Consider the following 20,476-nt stretch of genomic DNA (forward strand, 5'->3'; position numbering starts at 1 on the left):
ACGGGCCGGAGCGTCACGCCCGGGCGGAGCCGGCCGCCTCCTCCATGGCCAGCTCCCCTGACGCGTACTTCGGCAGGTCGTACACCCAGCGGCCGTAGATCACGTAGGCCACCGAATAGCCGACGCCCAGGCACACCGCGCCGCCGACCGCGTCCATCCAGAAATGGTTGCCGGTGGAGATGATGACCAGCAGGGTCACCGCCGGGTACAGCCCGCCGAGGACGCGCGCCCACAGCGGTTTGGCCAGCGTCACGATGGTGATGCCGCACCACAGCGACCAGCCGATGTGCATCGACGGCATGGCCGCGTACTGGTTGGACACCTGGGCCAGGTCGCCCTGCGACATCGAGCCCCACGTGTGGTGCACCAGCACCGTGTCGATGAAGCCGCCGTTGGTCATCAGCCGCGGCGGGGCCAGCGGATACGCCCAGAAGCCGATCAGCGCGATCCAGGTGGTCATGAAGACCACCAGCCGGGCCGGGCCGTACCGCCCCGGGTGGTAGATGTACAGCCACACCAGCACGGCGACGGTGATGATGAAGTGCAGCGTGGCGTAGTAGTAGTTCATCCCCACGATCAGCCATGTCACCGAGTTCACGCCGTGGTTGACGCTGCGCTCGACGGCCAGGCCGACATGGTGCTCGAACGCCCAGATCGAGCGGGCGTGCCGCAGGGCGATCTCCCGCTTCTGCGGCACCGCGTTCCGGATCTGCGAGTACAGGGAGTAGCTGACGCCGATCAGCAGGATCTCGAACCACCATTTGGGGTGCCTCGGGGTGCGCAGCCGCTCCAGCAGCGTATGGGCGAGGCCCGGCAGACCGCCGCTCCCGCTGCTGCCGGAGAGGTGGGAGCCGGTGGAGCGCTGCACCGCGGCGGAGCGGCCATCTGTCGTGCTCGTGGTCTTCGCCGTCGGTTCCCCCATAGGACACCAGTCTGCCAGAAGTGTCCCCTGTTGCCGATCAGGCCTCGGTCGGGTCGTGGGCCGTCCGGGTGGTCCTCGGGGCGGAAGGCCGGTCGGGCTGGGGGGCGTTCTGCCCGGTGGGACCGGCCGCGGTCGATCCGCGGACGACCAGCTCCGGCAGGAAGACGAATTCGCTGTGCGGGGCCGGAGTACCGCCTATCTCCTCCAGCAGCGCGTTGACGGCCGCCTGGCCCATCGCCGTCACCGGCTGCCTGATGGTGGTCAGCGGCGGGTCGGTGAACGCGATCAGCGGCGAGTCGTCGAAGCCCACCACCGACACCTCGTCCGGCACCGAGAGCCCCAGCTGGCGGGCCGCGCGTATGGCGCCCAGCGCCATCATGTCCGAGGCGCAGACGACCGCCGTGCAGCCGTCGGATATCAGCGCCGACGCGGCGGCCTGGCCGCCCTCCAGGGTGAACAGCGAGTGCTGGACGAGCGAGTGCGCCTCGTCCTCGGCCATGCCGAGCACGTCGGCCATCGACGTCACGAAGCCCTCGATCTTCCTGCGCACCGGGACGAAACGCTTCTGCCCCACGGCCAGGCCGATCCTGCGGTGTCCCAGCGCCGCCAGATGGGTGACCGCCAGCCGCATCGCGCCCCGGTCGTCGGGCGACACGAAGGGCGCGTTGACCTTCTCCGTGAAGCCGTTGATCAGCACGAACGGCACGCCCTGGCCCTGAAGCCTGGCGTAGCGCTCCATGTCGGCGGTGCAGTCGGCGTGCAGCCCCGACACGAAGATGATCCCGGCCACCCCCCGCTCCACCAGCATCTCCACCAGCTCGTCCTCGGTGGAGCCGCCGGGCGTCTGGGTGGCGAGCACCGGGGTGTAGCCCTGCCGGGTCAGCGCCTGTCCGATGATCTGAGCGAAGGCCGGGAAGATCGGGTTGTCCAGCTCGGGCGTGATCAGCCCGACCAGGCCGGCGCTGCGCTGCCGCAGCCGGACCGGCCGTTCGTACCCCAGCAGGTCGAGCGCGGCCAGCACTGATTCGCGGGTGGTGGCGGAAACCCCGGGCTTGCCGTTGAGCACCCGGCTGACCGTCGCTTCGCTGACCCCCGCCTGGGCTGCGATGTCAGCGAGCCGTGCGGTCACAGCACCGGATGCTATTGGACGGAATGCCACCACGTCAGATCGCCCACCAAATTGCCGTGTCTGCGGCGATAGTGACGTCAATGCCGTCAACCTGGTCCAATGCGCCGGCCGCGGGAGCCGTCGCGGGCGGCTGCGCGGAGCTGCTCAGCAGCGGGCGCCCGCCCGGCACCGTCAGCGTCGCCGGCTGCGAGGTCAGGTTGACCAGGCACAGGAAGGTGTCGCCCGCGCCGTCCCTGCGGAAGGCCAGCACCCCCTCGGGGGCCGGCAGCCACTGCACGGACCGGCCCGCGCCCAGCGCCGGCAGCTCCCGGCGCAGCGCCAGCGCCGCCCGGTACAGCTCCAGGGTCGAGGCCGGGTCGCCGGTCTGCGCCTCGACGCTGAGCCGCGCCCAGCTCGCCGGCTGCGGCAGCCAGCTCGGCCCGCCCGCAGGACCGAAGCCGTACGGCGGCTCCGCGCCCGACCACGGGATCGGCACCCGGCAGCCGTCCCGGAAGCCGTCCTGTCCGGCCGCCCGGAAGAACGACGGGTCCTGCCGCACCTCGTCCGGCAGGTCGGTGACGTCCGGCAGGCCCAGCTCCTCGCCCTGGTAGAGGTAGGCGGAGCCGGGCAGCGCCAGCATCAGCAAGGTGGCCGCCCGCGCCCTGCGCAGGCCCAGCTCCCGGTCGCCGGCCTCGCGCAGCTGGGTGCCGCCGGGAGGGTTGCCGAAGCGGGTGGTGTGCCGGGTCACGTCGTGGTTGGACAGCACCCAGGTGGCGGGCGCGCCGACCGCGCTCATCGCGGTCAGCGACTTGTCGATGACCCGGTGCAGCGCCGCCGCGTCCCACGGGGTGGCCAGGTACTCGAAGTTGAAGGCCTGGTGCAGCTCGTCGGGCCGCAGGTAGAGAGCGGCCCGCTCGATGGTCGGCGTCCACGCCTCGGCGACGCCGATCCGGTCGCCGGGGTATTCGTCCAGGATCCGCCGCCAGCCGCGGTAGATCTCGTGCACCCCGTCCTGGTCGAAGTACGGCATGGGCGAGCTGCCCAGCAGCGACAGCTGCTCGCTGTGCCCGATGTCGGGCAGCCCGGCGGCCTTGACCAGGCCGTGCGCCACGTCGATACGGAAGCCGTCGGCGCCCAGGTCCAGCCAGAAGCGCAGCACCGAGCGGAATTCCTCGTGCACCGCCGGGTGGTCCCAGTTGAAGTCCGGCTGCTCGGGCGCGAACAGGTGCAGGTACCACTCGCCCGGGGTGCCGTCCGACTCGGTGGTCCTGGTCCAGGCGGGCCCGCCGAAGATGGACTCCCAGTCGTTGGGCGGCAGTTCGCCGGTCCCTCCCTTGCCGGCCCGGAAGTGGAAGCGGTCCCGCAGTGCGGAGCCGGGGCCGTCGCGCAGCGCCTGCTTGAACCATTCGTGCTGGTCGGAGCAGTGGTTGGGCACCAGGTCCACGATGACCCGCAGATTCAGCGCGTGCGCGGTACGTACCAGGTCGTCGGCATCGTTGAGGTCGCCGAACATCGGGTCGACCTCGCGGTAGTCCGCCACGTCGTAGCCGGCGTCCGCCTGCGGGGAGGCGTAGAAGGGCGACAGCCACACCGCGTCCACCCCGAGGTCCCGCAGATACGGCAGCCGGGCCGTGATGCCGGGCAGATCGCCCATGCCGTCACCGTTTCCGTCGGCGAAGCTGCGCGGATAGACCTGGTAGATGACCGCGTCCCGCCACCAGTCTCTGTGCCCGGCGTCGGCAGCGGGAGCGGCGGCGGTGCGGGGCGCGTCGGAGAGGTGCTGGCTCATGGATTCCCTTATCGGGTGCGGGGGAACAACTGGTGGCATACGTGCGGGCGGTGCTGCGGGCGGTCAGCCCTTGGTGCCGCCGGCCGTCAGGCCGGTCACCAGATGGCGCTGGACGAGCAGGAAGACGATCGTGGCGGGTATCGCGATCAGCACCGAGGCGGCGGTCATGCTGCCCCAGTCCGCGCGCTGGTCCGAGGCGAAGGTGCGGATGCCGACCGCGAGGGTGGAGTGGTCGCGGCCCATGAACTGCGCCGCGTAGGCGACTTCGCCCCAGGCGGTCAGGAAGCTGTAGAAGGCGGTGACGGCGAGACCCGGGCGGGCAAGCGGCACGATCAGCCGCCAGAAGGTGCCGAACGGGGACAGCCCGTCCACCCGGCCGGCCTCGTCGATGTCGCGCGGGATGGTGTCGAAGTAGCCCTTGAGCATCCAGGCGCAGAAGGGCACCGCGATGGTGCAGTAGACCAGGATCAGGCCGAGGTAGCTGTCGATCAGGTCCAGCTGCGCCAGCAGGTTGTACAGCGGCACGATCAGCACGGCCATCGGGAACATCTGGGTGATCAGGAAGGTCCACATCAGCGACCGGTGGCCGGGGAAGCGCATCCGGGAGATCGCGTAGCCCGCGCTGGCGGAGATCAGCACGCCGAGCACGGTGGTGGCGCCGGCCACGATCACCGAGTTGAGGAACCACTTGGGGAAGCTGGTGTGCATCAGCACGAAGCGGTAGTTGCCCAGGCCCAGGTGCTTGAGCACTTCGTGCGGCTGCTGCCAGGAGGAGCTGGGGCCCAGCGAGATGAACAGGATCCACAGCACGGGGAAGACCGCGATGGCGCTCGCGGTGAGCAGGGTGGCGTGCAGGGCGACGGACGCGCCGCGGCTGCGCTCGCCCCGGCCGCGGGGCCTGGCCGCCGTCGCGGTCTGCGGAGTGATCGTGCTGGCGGCCGGGCCGCTGTGGGTGGTGGCACTCATGGTGATCCGGCTCCTAGGCCTGCTCGGACTTCAACTGGCGGCGGTAGAAGGTGGAGAAGGCCACGAGGATGAGGAGGATGACGATTCCGTAGGTGGCTGCCGCGGAATAATCGGACACTCCGGTGAACGCCTTCTCGTAGGCGTATGTCACCAGGATGTCGGTGTCGCCCGTGGTGTTGTTGCCCAGCAGCAGGTAGATGATCGCGAACATGTTGAACGTCCAGACGGTGCTGAGCAGCACCACCGTGCTGGTGACCGGGCGCAGCCCGGGGACGGTGACGTTGGTGAACCGCTGGAGCGGCGAGGCGCCGTCCATCTCGGCGGCCTCGTAGAGCTCGCCGGGTATCGCCTGGAGGCCGCCGAGCAGGGCGACCATCATGAACGGCACACCGACCCAGATGTTCACCATGATCACCGCGATCTTCTGCGACAGCGGTGTGCCGAGCCAGTCCTGCGCGGGCAGTCCGACGCTGGTGATGATGTCGTTGAAGACGCCGTACTGCGAGTTGAGCATCAGCCGCCAGGCGAAGACGCCGATGAAGGCCGGCACCGCCCAGGGCAGGATCAGGCAGAGCCGGTAGAACAGCCGGAACCTCACCTTGCGGTTGAGCAGCATCGCCATCGCGAGCCCGATGGCGTAGGTGACGGCCACGCAGCAGACCGTCCAGATGACCGTCCACTCGAAGCGCGGGTAGAAGTCGCCGTCCTTGCCCGACAGCACCTGCCAGTAGTTGTGCAGGCCCACGAAGTGGTAGCTGGCGCCGATGTGCACCGGGCCGATGTCCTTGGCGACATTGGTCTCGTTGGCGTTGGTCAGCGACAGGTACGTGCCGTAGCCGAGCGGGTAGAACACCAGGACGGCCAGCACGATCACGACCGGGGCGACCATCGCCCAGGCGTACCAGTGCCGGTCCCAGGAGCGCCTGATCGTGGTCATCAGGCCGGGCCGCGGCTCGCGCGGCGGGCGGGCGGCCGTGCCCGGGGCGGGGTCGTCCATGGTGGCGGTGGTCATCGCTCCTCGGCTCTTTCGTCTCTGCCGGCTACGGCTACGGCTGGCGGCGGGTGGCTACGGCTGGTCGGCGGTCGGCGGGTGGCCGGCGGCTGGTCAAGGCCGGCCGGGCCACGGGTTGCGGCCGGCGGCCCGCGGGGGAGCGCGGGGCGCCGGTGACCGGACCGGCCGGCCGGGCGCGTGGACCCCGTACGCCCTGCGGCGGGCGGGGTCCCGGCCGGCCGGCCCGGAACTTGGGGCCGGCTACTGCACGCTGTAGCCGGGCAGCAGCTTGCCGAACTCCTTCGCCGCCGCGTCCAGGCCCGACTGGACCGAGGACTTGCCCTGGAGGATCTTGATGTACTCCTGCTGGAGCGGCGTGAACAGGCTGCCCACCTGCGGCAGCGCGACCCGCGGCCGGGCGGTGTCCATGATCGGCTTGAAGCCGGCGATCGTCTGGTTCTTGAGCACCTCGGCGGTGTAAGCGGAGGTCCTGGTCGGCAGGGTGCCGTTCTTCAGCGCGATCGTCTGCTGGCTGGCCGACGAGGTCATGAACTGCGTGAACAGGTAGGCCGCGTCGAGGTTCTTCGAGCCCTGGTAGACCGCCAGGTCGTGGCCGCCGGTCGGCGCCAGCGCCTTGCCGGTGGTGCCGGCCGGCACCGGGGCGTACCCGAGGTTGGCCTCCTTGCCCTGGAAGGCGGACCCGGTCAGGTCGTCGCCCACCGACCACGGCCCCTGGATCAGCATGGCGACCTTGCCGGTCTTGAAGGAGGTCTGCATGTTGTCGTAGGCGCTGGCGAAGTCGACCTTGAGCGAGGAGGTGTCGTAGACCTTCTTCGCCTCGGTGACCGCCTTGACGGCCTCCGGCGAGTTGATCGTGATCTTCTTGGCGGTCGGGTCCGCCAGGTCCGCGCCCTCGCCGAACAGCAGCGGGAAGAGGAAGTAGGAGTCGGGGTTGACGTAGGTGCCCGCGACACCCGGCACCTTCGCCTTGATGGTCGCGGAGTCGGCGATCAACTCGTCCCACGTGGCCGGGGGCTTGGTGATGCCGGCCTTGGCGAAGATGTCCTTGTTGTAGAGCAGCCCGAGGGTGTCGGTCACCGACGGCACGCCGTAGGACTTGCCCTCGTACTTGGTGGTGTCCAGCGGGCCCGCCACGAAGTCCTGCGTGTCGGTCAGCGCCGCGGTGCCGTCCAGCGGGGCGATGTAGTGGAGGGAGGCGTATTCGGGGATCAGCCCGACGTCGGTCCGCACCACGTCCGGCGCGCCCTTGCCGCTCTGCGCCGCCGCCTTGAACTTCTGCTCCACGGTGGTGAAGTCGACGTTCTGGTAATTGACCTTGATCTTGGGGTACTTCGCCTCGAAGTCCTTGATGAGGGCCTGGTAGGTCGGGGCCTCGTTCTTGGCGTCCGAGGTGTCCCAGTAGGTGATCGTCCCGGACACCGCGGCCGGGTCCTTGGCCGCCGTCCCCTTGTCGCTCTTGTCGTCGCTACCACTACCGCCACAGGCGGTGACCCCGAGAACGATGGCCGCGGCCATCGCCACGGCGGATATGCCGCGTCGCATACCTGACTCCTTGAAGAGGGAAGTGCCCGTTCGCCCTGGCCAGGCTGGCTGCCGGCCGCTGTCGTCCCAACGGGCCGCTCGGGCTGGGCAGGAACGTAACAGCGATGTAATGCTTTGCGAAAGAGGCTGCAAGAAACTTTCCGCAAGATCCTTCATCCGTGACATCCCCGTTATCCGGGCGTGTCGTCGCGGCGGCGCGGAAGTGGCCGAAGCGGCCCGTTCCGGTGTGCGAACTGGGCGGGGAGCGGCGGCGGATGGCGCGATCGTCGCGGAAAGTGCTTACAGAGTCTTGCTGCAACGGCCCTCGCGGGGATACGTTCCCGCTCAGCTTCGGCACCGACGCCGCAGTGGCGACCGGTTCATGCGCGTGGACCCGGGCGCGAGGCTGTCCCCAGCAAGGAGAACCGCCCGTGGCCCTGGAGTTCAGGCTGCCCGTGTTCAGGACGCGGCGCCGTGCCCGGCGCGTCGCCGCCGCCACCGCCTTCGCGGCGCTGGCCGTATTCGTCCAGCCGGCCTACGCGCACGGCGCGCCCCGGCCGCCCGCCCCGCCGTCCGACCGGGCGCTCGCCGGGCAGGCCGCCCGGCACGACGCCACACGCGAGCAGTTCTACTTCGTGATGCCGGACCGGTTCGCGAACGGCGACAAGGCCAACGACCGCGGCGGGCTGACCGGCAGCCGGCTCAGCACCGGCTACGACCCCACGGACAAGGGCTTCTACCAGGGCGGCGACCTCAAGGGCCTCACGCAGAAGCTGGATTACATCAAGGGCCTGGGCACCACCGCGATCTGGATGGCGCCGATCTTCAAGAACCAGCCCGTGCAGGGCACCGGCGCCGACGCGTCGGCCGGCTACCACGGTTACTGGATCACCGACTTCACCCGGGTGGACCCGCACTTCGGCACCAACGACGACCTGAAGAAGCTGATATCCGCGGCCCACGCTAAGGGTATGAAGATCTTCTTCGACGTGATCACCAACCACACCGCCGACGTGATCGGCAACACCGACAACACCTACAACTACCTCTCCAAGGGCGCCTTCCCCTACCTGTCGGCCGACGGCACCCCCTTCGACGACGACAGCCACGCCGACGGCGCCACCGCCTTCCCGAAGGTCACGACCGCGTCCTTCCCGCGCACCCCCACCGTGCCCGCCGCCGCGCGCGACACCAAGGTCCCGGCCTGGCTCAACGATCCGACGATGTACCACAACCGCGGCGACTCCACCTTCGCCGGCGAGAGCGCCGACCAGGGCGACTTCACCGGGCTCGACGACCTGTGGACCCAGCGGCCCGAGGTCGTGCGCGGCATGGAGCAGATCTACGAGAAGTGGGTCAAGGACTTCGCGATCGACGGCTTCCGCATCGACACCGTCAAGAACGTCGACCTGCCGTTCTGGACCCAGTGGGCGACCGCGCTGGACACCTACGTGGCACAGCACGGCCGGAAGAACTTCTTCATGTTCGGCGAGACCTACGACGCCGACCCGGCCGTCACCTCGCCGTACGTCACCCAGGGCCGGCTCGACGCGACGCTGGACTTCCCGTTCCAGGACGCCGCCCGCGGCTACGCCTCGCAGGGCGCCGCGCCCGCCAAGCTCGCCGCGGTCTACGGGCAGGACTACCGCTACACCACGGACAAGGCGAACGCGTACGAGCAGGTCACCTTCCTCGGCAACCACGACATGGGCCGCATCGGCAGCTTCCTCGCCCAGGACAACCCGGGCGCGAGCGACGCGGAACTGCTCAAGCGCGACGAGCTGGCCAACGCGGTGATGTTCCTCGGCCGCGGCAATCCGGTGGTCTACTACGGCGACGAGCAGGGCTTCACCGGCGCCGCCGGCGGCGACAAGAACGCCCGGCAGACGATGTTCGCCTCCCAGGTAGCCGACTACCTCGACGACGACGAGATCGGCACCGCCCGCACCGCCGCGTCCGACGCCTACGACCCGCAGCACCCCCTCTACCGGGCGATCGCCGCGCTGTCGCAGCTCACCAAGGACCACCCGGCGCTGCGGGACGGCGTACAGACCGAGCGGTACGCGGCCCCCGGCAGCGGCCCCGGCGTCTACGCCTACTCCCGCACCGACGCCGCGACCCGCGACGACTACCTCGTCGCCGTCAACAACGCCACCACCGCCCGGACCGTGACCGTGCCGTCCGGCAACACCGCGGGCGCCGCCTACCAGGCGATCCACGGCTCCACCGGCACCACCGCCACCGCCGCCGACGGCACGCTCACCGTCACCGTGCCGCCGCTCCAGGCCGTCGTCCTGCACGCGGCCAAGCCGCTGCCCGCGCCCGCCGCGGCACCGCACCTCACCCTGACCCCGCCCGCGTCCGGCGCGACCGGCACCGTCGAGCTGTCCGCCGACGTCACCGGCGGCGGCCTGAACCGGGTCGTCTTCGCCGCCCAGGTCGGCAACGCGCCCTGGAAGGTGCTCGGCTCCGCCGACCACGCCCCCTACAAGGTCACCCAGACGCTCACCGGGGCGGCCGGAACACCCGTGCGCTACAAGGCCGTCGTGGTCGACGCCGCCGGACGCACCGGCGCGGCGACCGCCGCCACCGTGACCGGCGCGCCGCCCGTCACCGCGCCCCCGACCGCGATCAGCCACGACTACGCGGTCGTCCACTACCAGCGGACCGGGTCCGACTACGCCGACTGGGGCCTCTACGCCTGGGGCGACCTCGCCGACGGCGAAGCCACCACCTGGCCGGCCGGACACCCCTTCACCGGCCGCGACGCCTACGGCGCCTTCGCCTATGTGAAGCTCAGGCCCGGCGCGTCCAGCGTCGGCTTCATCGTGGTGAACAAGGACGGCGTCAAGGACACCGACGGCGACCGCACCATCGACCTGAGCGCCTCGGGCGAGGTCTGGATCAAGCAGGGCAGCCCGGACGTGGCCGCCGCCGCCCCGGCCGGCGCCTACCCGCCGCAGGACGCCACGAAGGCCGTCCTGCACTACCACCGCGCCGACGGCAACTACACCGGCTGGGGCCTGCACGTCTGGAACGGCGCCGCCAGCCCCACCGACTGGACCACGCCCCTCCAGCCGGCCCGTACCGACTCCTACGGGGCCGTCTACGAGGTCCCGCTCGCGGCCGGCGCCACCTCGCTCAGCTACATCCTGCACAACGGCGACACCAAGGACCTGCCCAGCGACCAGTCCCTCGACCTCACCGGCACGGGCCACGAGGTGTGGCTGCTGGACGCCACCCCCGCCTACCTGCTGCCGCAGCCGCAGGGCAGCGGCGCCGACCTGGACCTGGGCAAGGCGCAGGCCCAGTGGATCGACCGCGACACCGTCGCCTGGCAGACCAGTGCCCCCTCGCTGTCCCAGCAGCTCGTCTACGCCCCCGGCGGCGGCATCACCGTCAAGGACGGCGCCCTGTCGAGCGAGGGCCGCTGGCTGCGGCTGCGGAAGGCCGCCGGCGGGCTGACCGCCGCGCAGCTCGCGAAATTCCCCCAGCTGAAGGGCTACACGGCCTTCACCGTCGACCCGCGCGACCGCGGCCGGGTCCGCGAGGCCCTGCGCGGACAGCTCATCGCCACCCAACGGGCCGCGAACGGCGCCCTGCTGGCCGCGACCGGTGTGCAGACCCAGGGCGTCCTGGACGACCTGTACGCGGGCAGCGCCCAACAGGCTTCCCTCGGACCGGTGTTCAGTCACGGCAGGCCCAGCCTGTCGGTGTGGGCGCCGACCGCGCACAGCGTCTCGGTGGAGATCGGCGGCCACCGCGTCCCCATGAAGGAGAACGCCGCGAGCGGCGTCTGGTCGGTCACCGGCACCCCCGCGTGGACCGGGAAGCCCTACCTCTACGACGTGACCGTCTGGGCGCCCAGCGTGCAGAGCCTCGTCGTCAACAAGGTCACCGACCCCTACTCGGTGGCGCTCACCGCCGACTCGAAGCAGAGCCTGCTGGTGAACCTGGACGACCCGAAGCTCGCCCCCGAGGGCTGGGCGCAGGAACGCAAACCGGCCGCCGTGCCGATGAGCCGCGCCGAGATCCAGGAGCTGCACATCCGGGACTTCTCCGTCGCCGACACCACCGTCCCGGCCGCCGACCGCGGCACCTACGCCGCCTTCACCGACACCTCCTCGGCCGGCATGACCCATCTGCGCGACCTCGCACGGGCCGGCGTCAACTACGTCCACCTGCTGCCCGCGTTCGACTTCGCGACCGTGCCCGAGCGGACCGCCGACCGCACCTCACCTGCCTGCGACCTGGGCTCCTACGGTCCGGCCAGCGACAGGCAACAGGGCTGCGTCACCGCCCAGCAGGCCACCGACGCCTACAACTGGGGCTACGACCCCTACCACTTCACCGTGCCCGAGGGCTCCTACGCCAAGAACCCGGACGGCGCCGGGCGCACGACGGAATTCCGCCAGATGGTGCAGGGGCTCAACAGCAGCGGGCTGCGGGTGGTGATGGACGTGGTCTACAACCACACCTCCGCCGCCGGCCAGGCCGACACCTCCGTGCTCGACAAGATCGTGCCCGGCTACTACCAGCGGCTCATGCCGGACGGCTCGGTCGCCACCTCCACCTGCTGCGCGGGCACCGCGCCCGAGAACGCCATGATGGGCAAGCTCGTCGTGGACTCGATCGTCACCTGGGCCAAGGAGTACAAGGTCGACGGCTTCCGCTTCGACCTCATGGGCCACCACCCCAAGGCCAACATCCTCGCCGTCCGCAAGGCCCTCGACGCGCTCACCGTCCAGAAGGACGGCGTCGACGGCAAGAAGATCATCCTCTACGGCGAGGGCTGGAACTTCGGCGAGGTCGCCGACAACGCGCGCTTCGAACAGGCCACCCAGGCCAACATGGCGGGCACCGGCATCGCCACCTTCTCCGACCGGGCACGCGACGCGGTACGCGGCGGCAGCCCCTTCGACGCCGACCCCGGCGTCCAGGGCTTCGCCTCCGGCCTCTACACCGACCCCAACTCCTCGGCGGCCAACGGCACCCCGGCCGAGCAGAAGGCCAGGCTGCTGCACTACCAGGACCTCATCAAGGTCGGACTCACCGGAAACCTGCGGCAGTTCAGCTTCACCGACTCGGCCGGCAAGCAGGTCACCGGCGCCGAGATCGACTACAACGGGGCTCCCGCCGGATACGCCGACGCGCCCGGCGACGCCCTCGCGTACGCCGACGCGCACGACAACGAATCGCTCTACGACGCGCTCACCTACAAGCTCCCGGCCGGCACCTCGGCCGCGGACCGGGCGCGTATGCAGGTCATCGCGGAGGCCACGGCGGCGCTCTCCCAGGGACCCGCGCTCGCCCAGGCCGGTTCCGACCTGCTGCGGTCCAAGTCGCTCGACCGGAACTCCTTCGACTCCGGCGACTGGTTCAACGCGATCCACTGGTCGTGCGCGCAGGGCAACGGGATCGGCCGCGGGTTGCCGCCGGCGGCCGACAACCAGGACAAGTGGCCGTACGCCACACCGCTGTTGACCGACCCGGACGCGGCGCCCGGGTGCGCCGAGATCACCGGCGCGTCCGCCGCGTACCAGGACCTGCTGCGGATCCGCACCGCCGAGCCGGCCTTCCACCTGGCGACCTCCGGCCAGGTGCAGCGGGAGGTGGGCTTCCCCCTGTCCGGGGCGGCGGAGACGCCGGGCGTCATCACGATGACGGTGGGTGAGCTGGTCGTCGTCTTCAACGCGACGCCGAGCACGCAGACGCAGCGGGTGAGCGCGCTCGCGGGTACGCCGTACGCGCTGCACCCGCTCCAGGCCGCGGGGGCGGACCCAGTCGTCAAGTCGGCGGCCTACGCCGCCGCGAGCGGTACGTTCACCGTCCCGGCCCGCACGGTGGCGGTTTTCACCGCCTGATCCGGGGGTCCCCCCGGGGCTGCCCCTCCCGGCGGTCCCGTGGCCTTGCCCCGGTGGTGGGTCGGCCGCGCAGTTCCCGCGCCCCTGTGGGGCTCGTCCTCTTCCGCAGAGGGGGAGCCACCGTGGGCGCGGGGGACTGCGCGTCCGGCCGCGGTGAGAGCGGCACTGCGAACGCCACAGGACATCGCAGCCACCCGGCGGGATCAGTCGCCGCTCAGCGGGTGGAGGGTGGCGCCCGAGCGCAGCCGGGCGCTCAGCGTCGCCCGGGTCCCGCGAGGCGCGGGCACCGCGAGGAACCGTCCCGACGCACCGGCTGTGAAGCCGCTCGCTGAGATCGACACCACGTCGCGGCTGCCCGCCGCCAGCAGATACCAGTTCCCGACGGGGGACTGCCACATCACCCCGGCCATGACCTGCTGCCCGAAGCGGCTGCACGCGCTCCCGTCGACCTGCTGGCCGGCCGGCGTGCCCGGCGCCCCGGCCGCGACGCCCGGCGGCACGAACTGGACCGTCGCGCGGCCCGGCCCGCGCCACGTGTCGGCCCGGTCGCAGGTCCACGCGGCGGACCCGGCGCTCTCGGGGAGCACCGTATGGGCGAACTCCCAGTCGTTGACCGACCGCACACCCTGGCCGCGCAGCTCGCCGAGCCGGCACGCGCTGTGCGCCCAACTGACCAGCGCCTGCGCCCCGGTGGCCTCGCGCGGGGCGCGGGCGTCGACACCGGCGACAGGCGGCGGGGTGAAGGTCAGATGCACCGGGCTGATGTCGCCGAGGTCGGTGAGCAGGAGGGAGTGCTTCTCCACGATCCGCGTGGAGGTGCGCAGTTGCAGCACCGGCCAGTCCGTACCGCACGTGCCGGCCGTGCTCCCGGCGCCCGGCATGCGCACCGGGTCCGTGGTGCCGTCGGCGGCCACCCGCAGCGCCGCGCCCGGCTGTTCGGGCCGCAGCAGGTCGCGGGTCTCGGCCCCGGCGATCCAAGGGGCGGTCAGGAAGCGGGTGTTGCCGTCGACCCGGTCGATGACGACCGCCGCGGCCGTCGTGAGGTCGGCGTCGGCGACCTGTGCGAAATCCAGGGCCGCCACGCCGCCGCCCCCGCTGCGGGCCTGGGCGTAACGTACCAGCCGCAGCCCGTCGTAGAAGATCACCACCGTGGCACTGTCGACGTCCCCGGCGTAAAGGAGCTGCGGCGGCTGGACCGGCGCCGTCCGCGGGGTGCCGGGGGTCGCGTTGACCTGGACGGACGCCGCCGGGTTGGCCCACACCGCCAGGGCGCGGGTGAGCAGCGTGCGGTCGGTGGCCCGGTTGCCGCGCGCGGGCCAGGCGGTGAAGTCGAGCCGGGCGGTGGTGGTCCACGCCTGCGGCCTGGCCTGGACGAGCGCGTCCGGGTCGAGGGCTTTCGCCACGGCCGCCGCGGCGTCCGGCGACCCGGCGGCGCCGTACGGCTCGGGCGAACCGCCGGACGTCGACACGACCAGCAGCACCGCGCCGACCGCGACCGCCGCGAGCCCGGCGAGCCCGGCCTTGGCGCGCTGCCGCCGCCGCAGCAGGTCGGTGGGCCGCACATGCACCGTGCAGGGGTCGAACTCGCCCGCCGCCAGCAGGTGGTGGTCGCTCTCGATGTCCACCGCCGCCCGTACCGCGCCGCGCGGGTCGGTGGCGCCCGCGGCCGCCAGCACGTCCCGGGCCGCCCGCTCGTCCAGCCCTTCGACGCCCAGCAGCGCGTACGCGGCCCGTGCCGCCCCCGGCAGCGTGGCGAGCGCCCGGTCCAGGGCGAGTTCCGCGCTTCCGCCGGCCTGCGGGTGCAGCCGTACACCCACCACCTGCGGCAGCCCCGCGACGGTCAGCGCGCTGCGTACCCGCCCCGACTGCCGCCCCTGGGCCAGCGCCTGGCGCAGCACCTCGCGGCGCAACTGCGCGTACGGCCCCTCGCCGCCCTGCGAGGTCAGGACGACACGCAGTGAGCGCTGGGCGACCCCGTGCGCGATGAGTACACGGCGGTGCCGGCCGGTCGTGGCGGGCAGTGCCAGGTACGCCAGCCGCACCAGCCGTGGGTAATGCTCGATCAGTGCCGCCTCGGCCTCTGCCATCGGGACGTGCCGTGCGGACTTCTTCGCGGACGGGGACGGGGCATGTGACGGTCGGCTCTTCACTCTGCGTCAAACGAGTGGCGCCGGTGATGGTCACTGACAGTGCCCAGCGCAAGAAAGTGCGCCCGTCGCGGTGACGGGCGCACTTCACGACCGCGGGGAGGCGGTTGGCGCGTGGGCGCGGGCCCAGCGGATCAGACCAGGCCGGCCTTCTCCAGCGCGGCGCCGCAGGTGTCCACGATCAGCCGCGTGACGACGTAGGGGTCGACGTTGGCGTTCGGGCGCCGGTCCTCGATGTAGCCCTTCTGGTCCACCTCGACCTGCCACGGGATACGCACCGACGCGCCGCGGTTGGAGACGCCGTAGCTGTACTCGTTCCACGGCGCGGTCTCGTGCGCGCCGGTGAGGCGGCCCTCGACGCCGGCGCCGTAGTGCTTGATGTGCTCGAGCGGCTTGTCGTCGCGACCCAGCGACTCGGCGGCCTCGATGATCGCCGCGTAGTTCTCGCGCATCGCCTTGGTGGAGAAGTTGGTGTGCGCGCCCGCGCCGTTCCAGTCGCCCTTGGCGGGCTTGGGGTCCAGGGTCGCGGAGACACCGAAGTCCTCGGCGGTGCGGTAGAGCAGCCAGCGCGCCACCCACAGGTGGTCCGAGACCTCCAGCGGGCTGAGCGGGCCGACCTGGAACTCCCACTGGCCGGGCATGACTTCGGCGTTGATGCCGGAGATGCCGATACCGGCGGCCAGGCAGTTCTCCAGGTGCTTCTCGACGACCGGGCGGCCGAAGATCTCGTCGGCGCCGACACCGCAGTAGTAACCGCCCTGCGGGGCGGGGAAGCCGTTCTCCGGGAAGCCCAGCGGGCGCGAGCCCTGGAAGAAGGTGTACTCCTGCTCGATGCCGAACAGCGACTCCTGGTCGGCGAACTTCTCGGCGACCTCGCGCAGCGGGGCACGGGTGTTGGACTCGTGCGGGGTGCCGTCGATGTTGAAGACCTCGCACATGACCAGGACGTCGTCACCGCCGCGGATCGGGTCCGGGAACGACGCGACCGGCTTGAGTACGCGGTCCGAGGCGTGGCCCTCGGCCTGGTTGGTGCTCGATCCGTCGAAACCCCAGATCGGAAGCTCCGCGCCGTCGGCCAGGATCCGCGTCTTCGAACGGAGCTTCGCGGTCGGCGTGGTGCCGTCTATCCAGATGTACTCAGCCTTGTAGGTCACGGTGACGCCATCCTTAACGAACGTGTTCGCGGGTGCGGCCGAGCTGCGCTGATCGGGCCGAAGGCAGCGTCGCAAGGAGGGTTTTCCCAAGCGTTGCCCCTGTGTTAACGGGACGTAACCGCCGGTCGCAGCCGCCCCACGGTCCCACGTGGGACGCCTGCCCCCTCCCGGACCTGCCGGGATAGGGTCCGCACCATGCCGCATACCACCGTGGAATACTCCGGAACGCTCGCCGAAGCGTTCGACCGGCCCGCTTTCGGCAAGGACTTGCACGAAGCCCTGGTGACGATCGCCGGCGGTCGCGCCGGCGGCTGCAAGACCCGTTTCGTACGCCATGACGACCTCTGGATCGCCGACGGTTCGCCGTACCACGCGATGGTCCACGCCGAGATATCGCTGCTGTCGGGACGCAGCGCGGAGACCAGGCGCGCGCTCACCGGGGCGGTACTCGCCGCCCTGCGCCGGCACATCGCGCCCACCCCGCAGTACGAGGTGCAGTTCTCGGTCGACCTGCGCGACCTGGACCGCGACGCGTACGTGGGCCACGTCGACGCGCGGACCGCGTCATGAGCGCGCTGCGGGTCGGACTGCTCGGCACCGGACCGTGGGCGCGGCTCGCGCACGGACCCGCGCTGGCCGCGCATCCCGACGTCGAATTCACCGGGGTGTGGGGCCGCAGGCCGGAGGCAGCCGCCGAGGTCGCCGACCTCTTCGGGACCCGCGCCTACCCGGACCCCGACGCGCTGATCGCCGACGTCGACGCGGTGGCCATCGCCCTGCCGCCCGCCCTCCAGGCGCCGCTGGCGGCCCGTGCGGCCCGCGCCGGGCGGCACCTGCTGCTCGACAAGCCGCTGGCCGCCACGGTGGAGGACGCCCGCGAGGTGGTCGCGGCGGTCGAGGAGGCCGGGGTGCGCTCGGTGGTCTTCTTCACGCTGCGTTTCGACGCGGCCGGCGCCGAGTGGATCGGCCGGCAGGCCGCGGCCGGCGGCTGGTACACCGGCCGCGCCGACTGGTACGGCGCCGTCTTCGGGGGCGACGACAGCCCCTTCACCGACTCGCCCTGGCGGCGCGAGAAGGGCGGCCTGTGGGACGTCGGCCCGCACGCCCTGTCCGTCCTGCTGCCGGTGCTCGGCGACGTCACCGCCATCGCCGCCGCCCGCGGCCCGGGCGACACCGTCCACCTCACGCTGCGCCACGACAGCGGCGCGTCGAGCACGTCCGCACTCACGCTCACCGCTCCGCCGGCCGGCGCGGGAGTGGCCGTCGAATTCCGCGGCACCCAGGGCGTCGCGACCTACCCCGACGACCTCGCGGGACCGGCCACCGCCGCTTTCGCCCGGGCGATCGACGCCCTGGTCTCCGACGGCCCCCACCCGTGCGACGCCCGCTTCGGCCTCCGCGTCACCGAAATCCTCGCCACGGCGGAATCCCTGCTCCACTGACCCCGCGCGTGGCGGCCCGCCCGCTCAGAGGCGCGGGGAACCGCGTGCGCAGCCGCGACGCGGGGGAAGGAAGCCCCGCCACGGCAAGTGGCACCCCTGTGGGCGCCCCGGCGCACCGCCCCCCGAAAGGAGTACCCCCGCGCGGGAAGAAAGCCGCCCGGCGGCAACTTGTAGCGCTCATGAAGGCGATCACTTACAAGACCAACGGCCCCGCCGACGTCATGGCGCTGTCCGACCGCCCGGTCCCCACCCCCGGTGAGGGCGAAGTGCGCGTCGCCGTCAGGGTGTCGGGCGTGAACCCGACCGACTGGAAATCCCGCCAGTACAGCACCCCGCAGAGCGACCAGGTACCGAACCAGGACGGTTCCGGCGTGATCGACGCGGTCGGCCCCGGCGTCCCCGACGCCAGGATCGGCGAGCGGGTGTGGCTGTGGGAGGCCGCGTGGGGCCGCGCCGACGGCACCGCGCAGGAGTACGTCACGCTGCCGGCGAGGCAGGCGGTGCCGCTGCCCGAGCACGCGTCGTTCGACCTCGGCGCGAGCCTGGGCATCCCGGCGCTGACCGCGCACCGCACGCTGACCGTCGCGGACGGCGGCCCCGAGCGCCTCGCGCCGGGCGCGCTGGCCGGCCGTACGGTACTGGTCGCGGGCGGCGCGGGCGCGGTCGGCAACGCGGCGATCCAGCTGGCCCGCTGGGCGGGCGCGACCGTGATCACCACGGTCAGCGGACCGGAGAAGGGCGAACTGGCGAAGGCCGCGGGAGCCCGGCACGTGGTCGACTACCGGGCGCAGGACGCCGCCGCCGAGATCCGCCGGATCGCCCCGGACGGGGTGAACATCGTGGTGGAGGTCGCCCCGGCTGCCAACGCCGCCCTGGACGCGGCGGTGGTGGCCCCGGACGCGGTGGTGGCCTTCTACGCGGAGGACTCGGACACGGTCCAGGTGCCCGCGCGGCCCTCGATGCTCGTCAACGTGCGCTGGCAGGGCGTGCTGGTCTATACGGTCCCGGCGGTCGCGAAGGACCACGCGGTCGCCGCGGTCGCGGCGGCCGTGGCGGACGGCGCCATCGGGGTCGGCGAGGCCGCGGGCCTCCCGCTGCACCGCTTCCCGCTGGCCCGCACCGGCGACGCCCACGACGCCGTCCAGCAGTCCGCGATCGGCAAGGTCCTGATCGACGTCGCCCCCTGACCCGGCCGAGACCCCCCGGCCCGCGCCCCGTCCGGCGTCACGGAGCGTACGGGCCGGCGGGGCAACCCGGGCCGGCGGGGCAACCCGAGCCGCCGGGACGCTCTGCCGCCAGCCGCCAGCCGCCAGCCGCCAGCCGCCAGCCGCCAGCCGCCAGCCGCCGGGCCGCCGGGGATCACGGGTAGAGGGCCTTCACGGCGGCCGCGGCCGCGTCCTCCACCTTGTCGATACCCGACTGCTCGGACTTGTTGCCCGAGGAGAGTACGCAGACCAGCAGCGTATGGCCCTTGTAGTCGACCTCGCCGATGCTGTTGATGTCCCACAGGCCGGTGGCGGTGCGCTGGAGCCAGCCGTTCTTCAGCGCGAAGCCGCTGCTGTCCTCGTCGGCCGCCGACACGCCCCACTGCTGGCCCTTGGTGACCGTGTGCATCAGGCCGGTGATGTAGGAGCGGGACGCCGAGGACAGCGGCGAGTCGTCGCCGAACACCGCCCGCAGCAGCGCGAGCTGGTCGGCCGGGGTGGTCTGGGTGAGCCCCCACAGGTCGGCCGAGCCGCCCGACGTGTGGTGCAGCCCCAGCGTGCTGTTGGCCGCGTCGAGCCCGGCCCTGCGCCCTATGGCGTTCCACAGCGCGGTCGCCGCGCTGTTGTCGCTCTGCTGGATCATCACGGTGGCCTGCGACTTCTCGGCCGAGGTCATCGTGGTCCCGGCGTGCTGGTGCCGGAGCAGCAGCGTGGCCAGGATGTCGACCTTGACGATGCTCGCGGTGTCGTACGGGGTCGAGCCGTCCGCGTACGACGCGCCGGTGTCCGCGTCGTCCAGGTCGGTCACCGCGACCGACAGCCGTCCGCTGCTGCCCGCCGACAGCGTTGTGATCGCCGTGGCGAGCCGGGCTTTGGCGTCGGCTGACGACGTCTCCGGCTTCTTCACCGGCGTGGTGGAAGGACTGGGGGACGGCGGCGCGGTGGTGGCCGCGGTGGTGCTCGCCGGGGGAGAGCTGCCCGCTGCGTCCTGGGCTTTCGCGTCGCTGGTGCCCACGGAGTCCGCATGCCCCTTGGCCGAGGGCGACCTGGCGACGAACGCCAGGGTGATCAGCCCGATGACGGCCAGGACGGCCGCCGACACGACCGCCGGACGACGCCACCACGGCGGTCTTCGCCGCCGCCGATGGGAACGGGAGCGCGTGCTGCCGTGCTCCCCGCCCGCTGGTCCTGATGCATGCGTCATGCACCAGACCGTATGAGCGGAATATTTCATTCTCCTAAGATTTTCATACCAAGTTGGCTGAGTGACGTGTTTTCCGCAGGCCAGGCTGTCAAGGGGCACTGAGTGCTTCTTGCGTGACTTCTGTCAAATATTTCGCCTGATG

General features: G+C 71.8%; 13 protein-coding genes. 4 read left to right on the plus strand and 9 right to left on the minus strand.

Annotated features, from left to right (window positions below):
* Positions 1–13: 13 nt before the first annotated feature.
* The 6 genes from OHA86_RS27890 to OHA86_RS27915 all read right to left on the minus strand — a co-directional run bounded on the left by OHA86_RS27890 (position 14) and on the right by OHA86_RS27915 (position 7,339).
* The gene (locus tag OHA86_RS27890) at positions 14–922 is read right to left on the minus strand and encodes a phosphatase PAP2 family protein (RefSeq protein ID WP_329179572.1); all 909 of its coding nucleotides are present in this window, start codon (positions 920–922) and stop codon (positions 14–16) included.
* 37 nt (positions 923–959) lie between these two features.
* On the minus strand, positions 960–2,051 hold the full coding sequence (locus tag OHA86_RS27895) for a LacI family DNA-binding transcriptional regulator (RefSeq protein ID WP_329179574.1): 1,092 nt from the start codon (positions 2,049–2,051) through the stop codon (positions 960–962).
* Positions 2,052–2,085: 34 nt separating this feature from the next.
* Positions 2,086–3,819, minus strand: a complete 1,734-nt coding sequence (locus OHA86_RS27900) for a glycoside hydrolase family 13 protein (RefSeq protein ID WP_329179577.1) — start codon at positions 3,817–3,819, stop codon at positions 2,086–2,088.
* Positions 3,820–3,882: 63 nt separating this feature from the next.
* Entirely contained in the window at positions 3,883–4,785 is a 903-nt protein-coding gene (locus tag OHA86_RS27905; RefSeq protein WP_329179579.1) for a sugar ABC transporter permease, read from the minus strand.
* A 13-nt stretch (positions 4,786–4,798) separates the two neighbouring features.
* Positions 4,799–5,797 (minus strand): carbohydrate ABC transporter permease, encoded by a 999-nt coding sequence (locus tag OHA86_RS27910; protein WP_443054235.1) that lies wholly within the window; start codon positions 5,795–5,797, stop codon positions 4,799–4,801.
* Positions 5,798–6,037: 240 nt separating this feature from the next.
* The gene (locus tag OHA86_RS27915; RefSeq protein WP_329179581.1) at positions 6,038–7,339 is read right to left on the minus strand and encodes an extracellular solute-binding protein; all 1,302 of its coding nucleotides are present in this window, start codon (positions 7,337–7,339) and stop codon (positions 6,038–6,040) included.
* A gap of 410 nt (positions 7,340–7,749) precedes the next feature.
* Between OHA86_RS27915 and pulA the strand changes: the two genes are divergently transcribed.
* Positions 7,750–13,182, plus strand: coding sequence for a pullulanase-type alpha-1,6-glucosidase (pulA, locus tag OHA86_RS27920; RefSeq protein WP_443071905.1), 5,433 nt, complete (start codon positions 7,750–7,752; stop codon positions 13,180–13,182).
* Positions 13,183–13,385: 203 nt separating this feature from the next.
* Here pulA and OHA86_RS27925 read toward each other — a convergent pair whose 3' ends face one another.
* Both OHA86_RS27925 and glnII read right to left on the minus strand, forming a co-directional pair.
* The gene (locus tag OHA86_RS27925; RefSeq protein ID WP_329179583.1) at positions 13,386–15,269 is read right to left on the minus strand and encodes a hypothetical protein; all 1,884 of its coding nucleotides are present in this window, start codon (positions 15,267–15,269) and stop codon (positions 13,386–13,388) included.
* Between the two features lie 194 nt (positions 15,270–15,463).
* Positions 15,464–16,483: a glutamine synthetase gene (gene glnII, locus OHA86_RS27930; protein WP_329179584.1), complete on the minus strand. Its 1,020-nt coding sequence runs from the start codon at positions 16,481–16,483 to the stop codon at positions 15,464–15,466.
* Positions 16,484–16,678: 195 nt separating this feature from the next.
* Between glnII and OHA86_RS27935 the strand changes: the two genes are divergently transcribed.
* The 3 genes from OHA86_RS27935 (at position 16,679) to OHA86_RS27945 (ending at position 19,112) form a co-directional block, all read left to right on the plus strand.
* Complete coding sequence (locus OHA86_RS27935) at positions 16,679–17,053, plus strand: 5-carboxymethyl-2-hydroxymuconate Delta-isomerase (protein ID WP_329179585.1); 375 nt, start codon at positions 16,679–16,681, stop codon at positions 17,051–17,053.
* A 5-nt stretch (positions 17,054–17,058) separates the two neighbouring features.
* Complete coding sequence (locus OHA86_RS27940; protein ID WP_329182583.1) at positions 17,059–17,925, plus strand: Gfo/Idh/MocA family protein; 867 nt, start codon at positions 17,059–17,061, stop codon at positions 17,923–17,925.
* A 179-nt stretch (positions 17,926–18,104) separates the two neighbouring features.
* Positions 18,105–19,112, plus strand: a complete 1,008-nt coding sequence (locus tag OHA86_RS27945; protein WP_329179586.1) for an NADPH:quinone reductase — start codon at positions 18,105–18,107, stop codon at positions 19,110–19,112.
* 172 nt (positions 19,113–19,284) lie between these two features.
* Here the strand turns inward: OHA86_RS27945 and OHA86_RS27950 are convergent, their stop codons facing one another.
* Positions 19,285–20,232, minus strand: a complete 948-nt coding sequence (locus OHA86_RS27950; RefSeq protein ID WP_329179587.1) for a serine hydrolase — start codon at positions 20,230–20,232, stop codon at positions 19,285–19,287.
* Between the last annotated feature and the right edge of the window lie 244 nt (positions 20,233–20,476).

Source organism: Streptomyces sp. NBC_01477 (genome assembly GCF_036227245.1).
Classification (GTDB): domain Bacteria; phylum Actinomycetota; class Actinomycetes; order Streptomycetales; family Streptomycetaceae; genus Actinacidiphila.

Bases quoted from the DNA above. Each gene is read 5' to 3' on its own strand.
- OHA86_RS27890 (WP_329179572.1), bottom strand. From the start codon at position 922: ATGGGGGAACCGACGGCGAAGACCACGAGCACGACAGATGGCCGCTCC.
- OHA86_RS27945 (WP_329179586.1), top strand. From the start codon at position 18,105: ATGAAGGCGATCACTTACAAGACCAACGGCCCCGCCGACGTCATGGCG.
- OHA86_RS27925 (WP_329179583.1), bottom strand. From the start codon at position 15,269: ATGGCAGAGGCCGAGGCGGCACTGATCGAGCATTACCCACGGCTGGTG.
- OHA86_RS27935 (WP_329179585.1), top strand. From the start codon at position 16,679: ATGCCGCATACCACCGTGGAATACTCCGGAACGCTCGCCGAAGCGTTC.
- OHA86_RS27905 (WP_329179579.1), bottom strand. From the start codon at position 4,785: ATGAGTGCCACCACCCACAGCGGCCCGGCCGCCAGCACGATCACTCCG.
- OHA86_RS27900 (WP_329179577.1), bottom strand. From the start codon at position 3,819: ATGAGCCAGCACCTCTCCGACGCGCCCCGCACCGCCGCCGCTCCCGCT.
- OHA86_RS27915 (WP_329179581.1), bottom strand. From the start codon at position 7,339: ATGCGACGCGGCATATCCGCCGTGGCGATGGCCGCGGCCATCGTTCTC.
- OHA86_RS27910 (WP_443054235.1), bottom strand. From the start codon at position 5,797: ATGACCACCGCCACCATGGACGACCCCGCCCCGGGCACGGCCGCCCGC.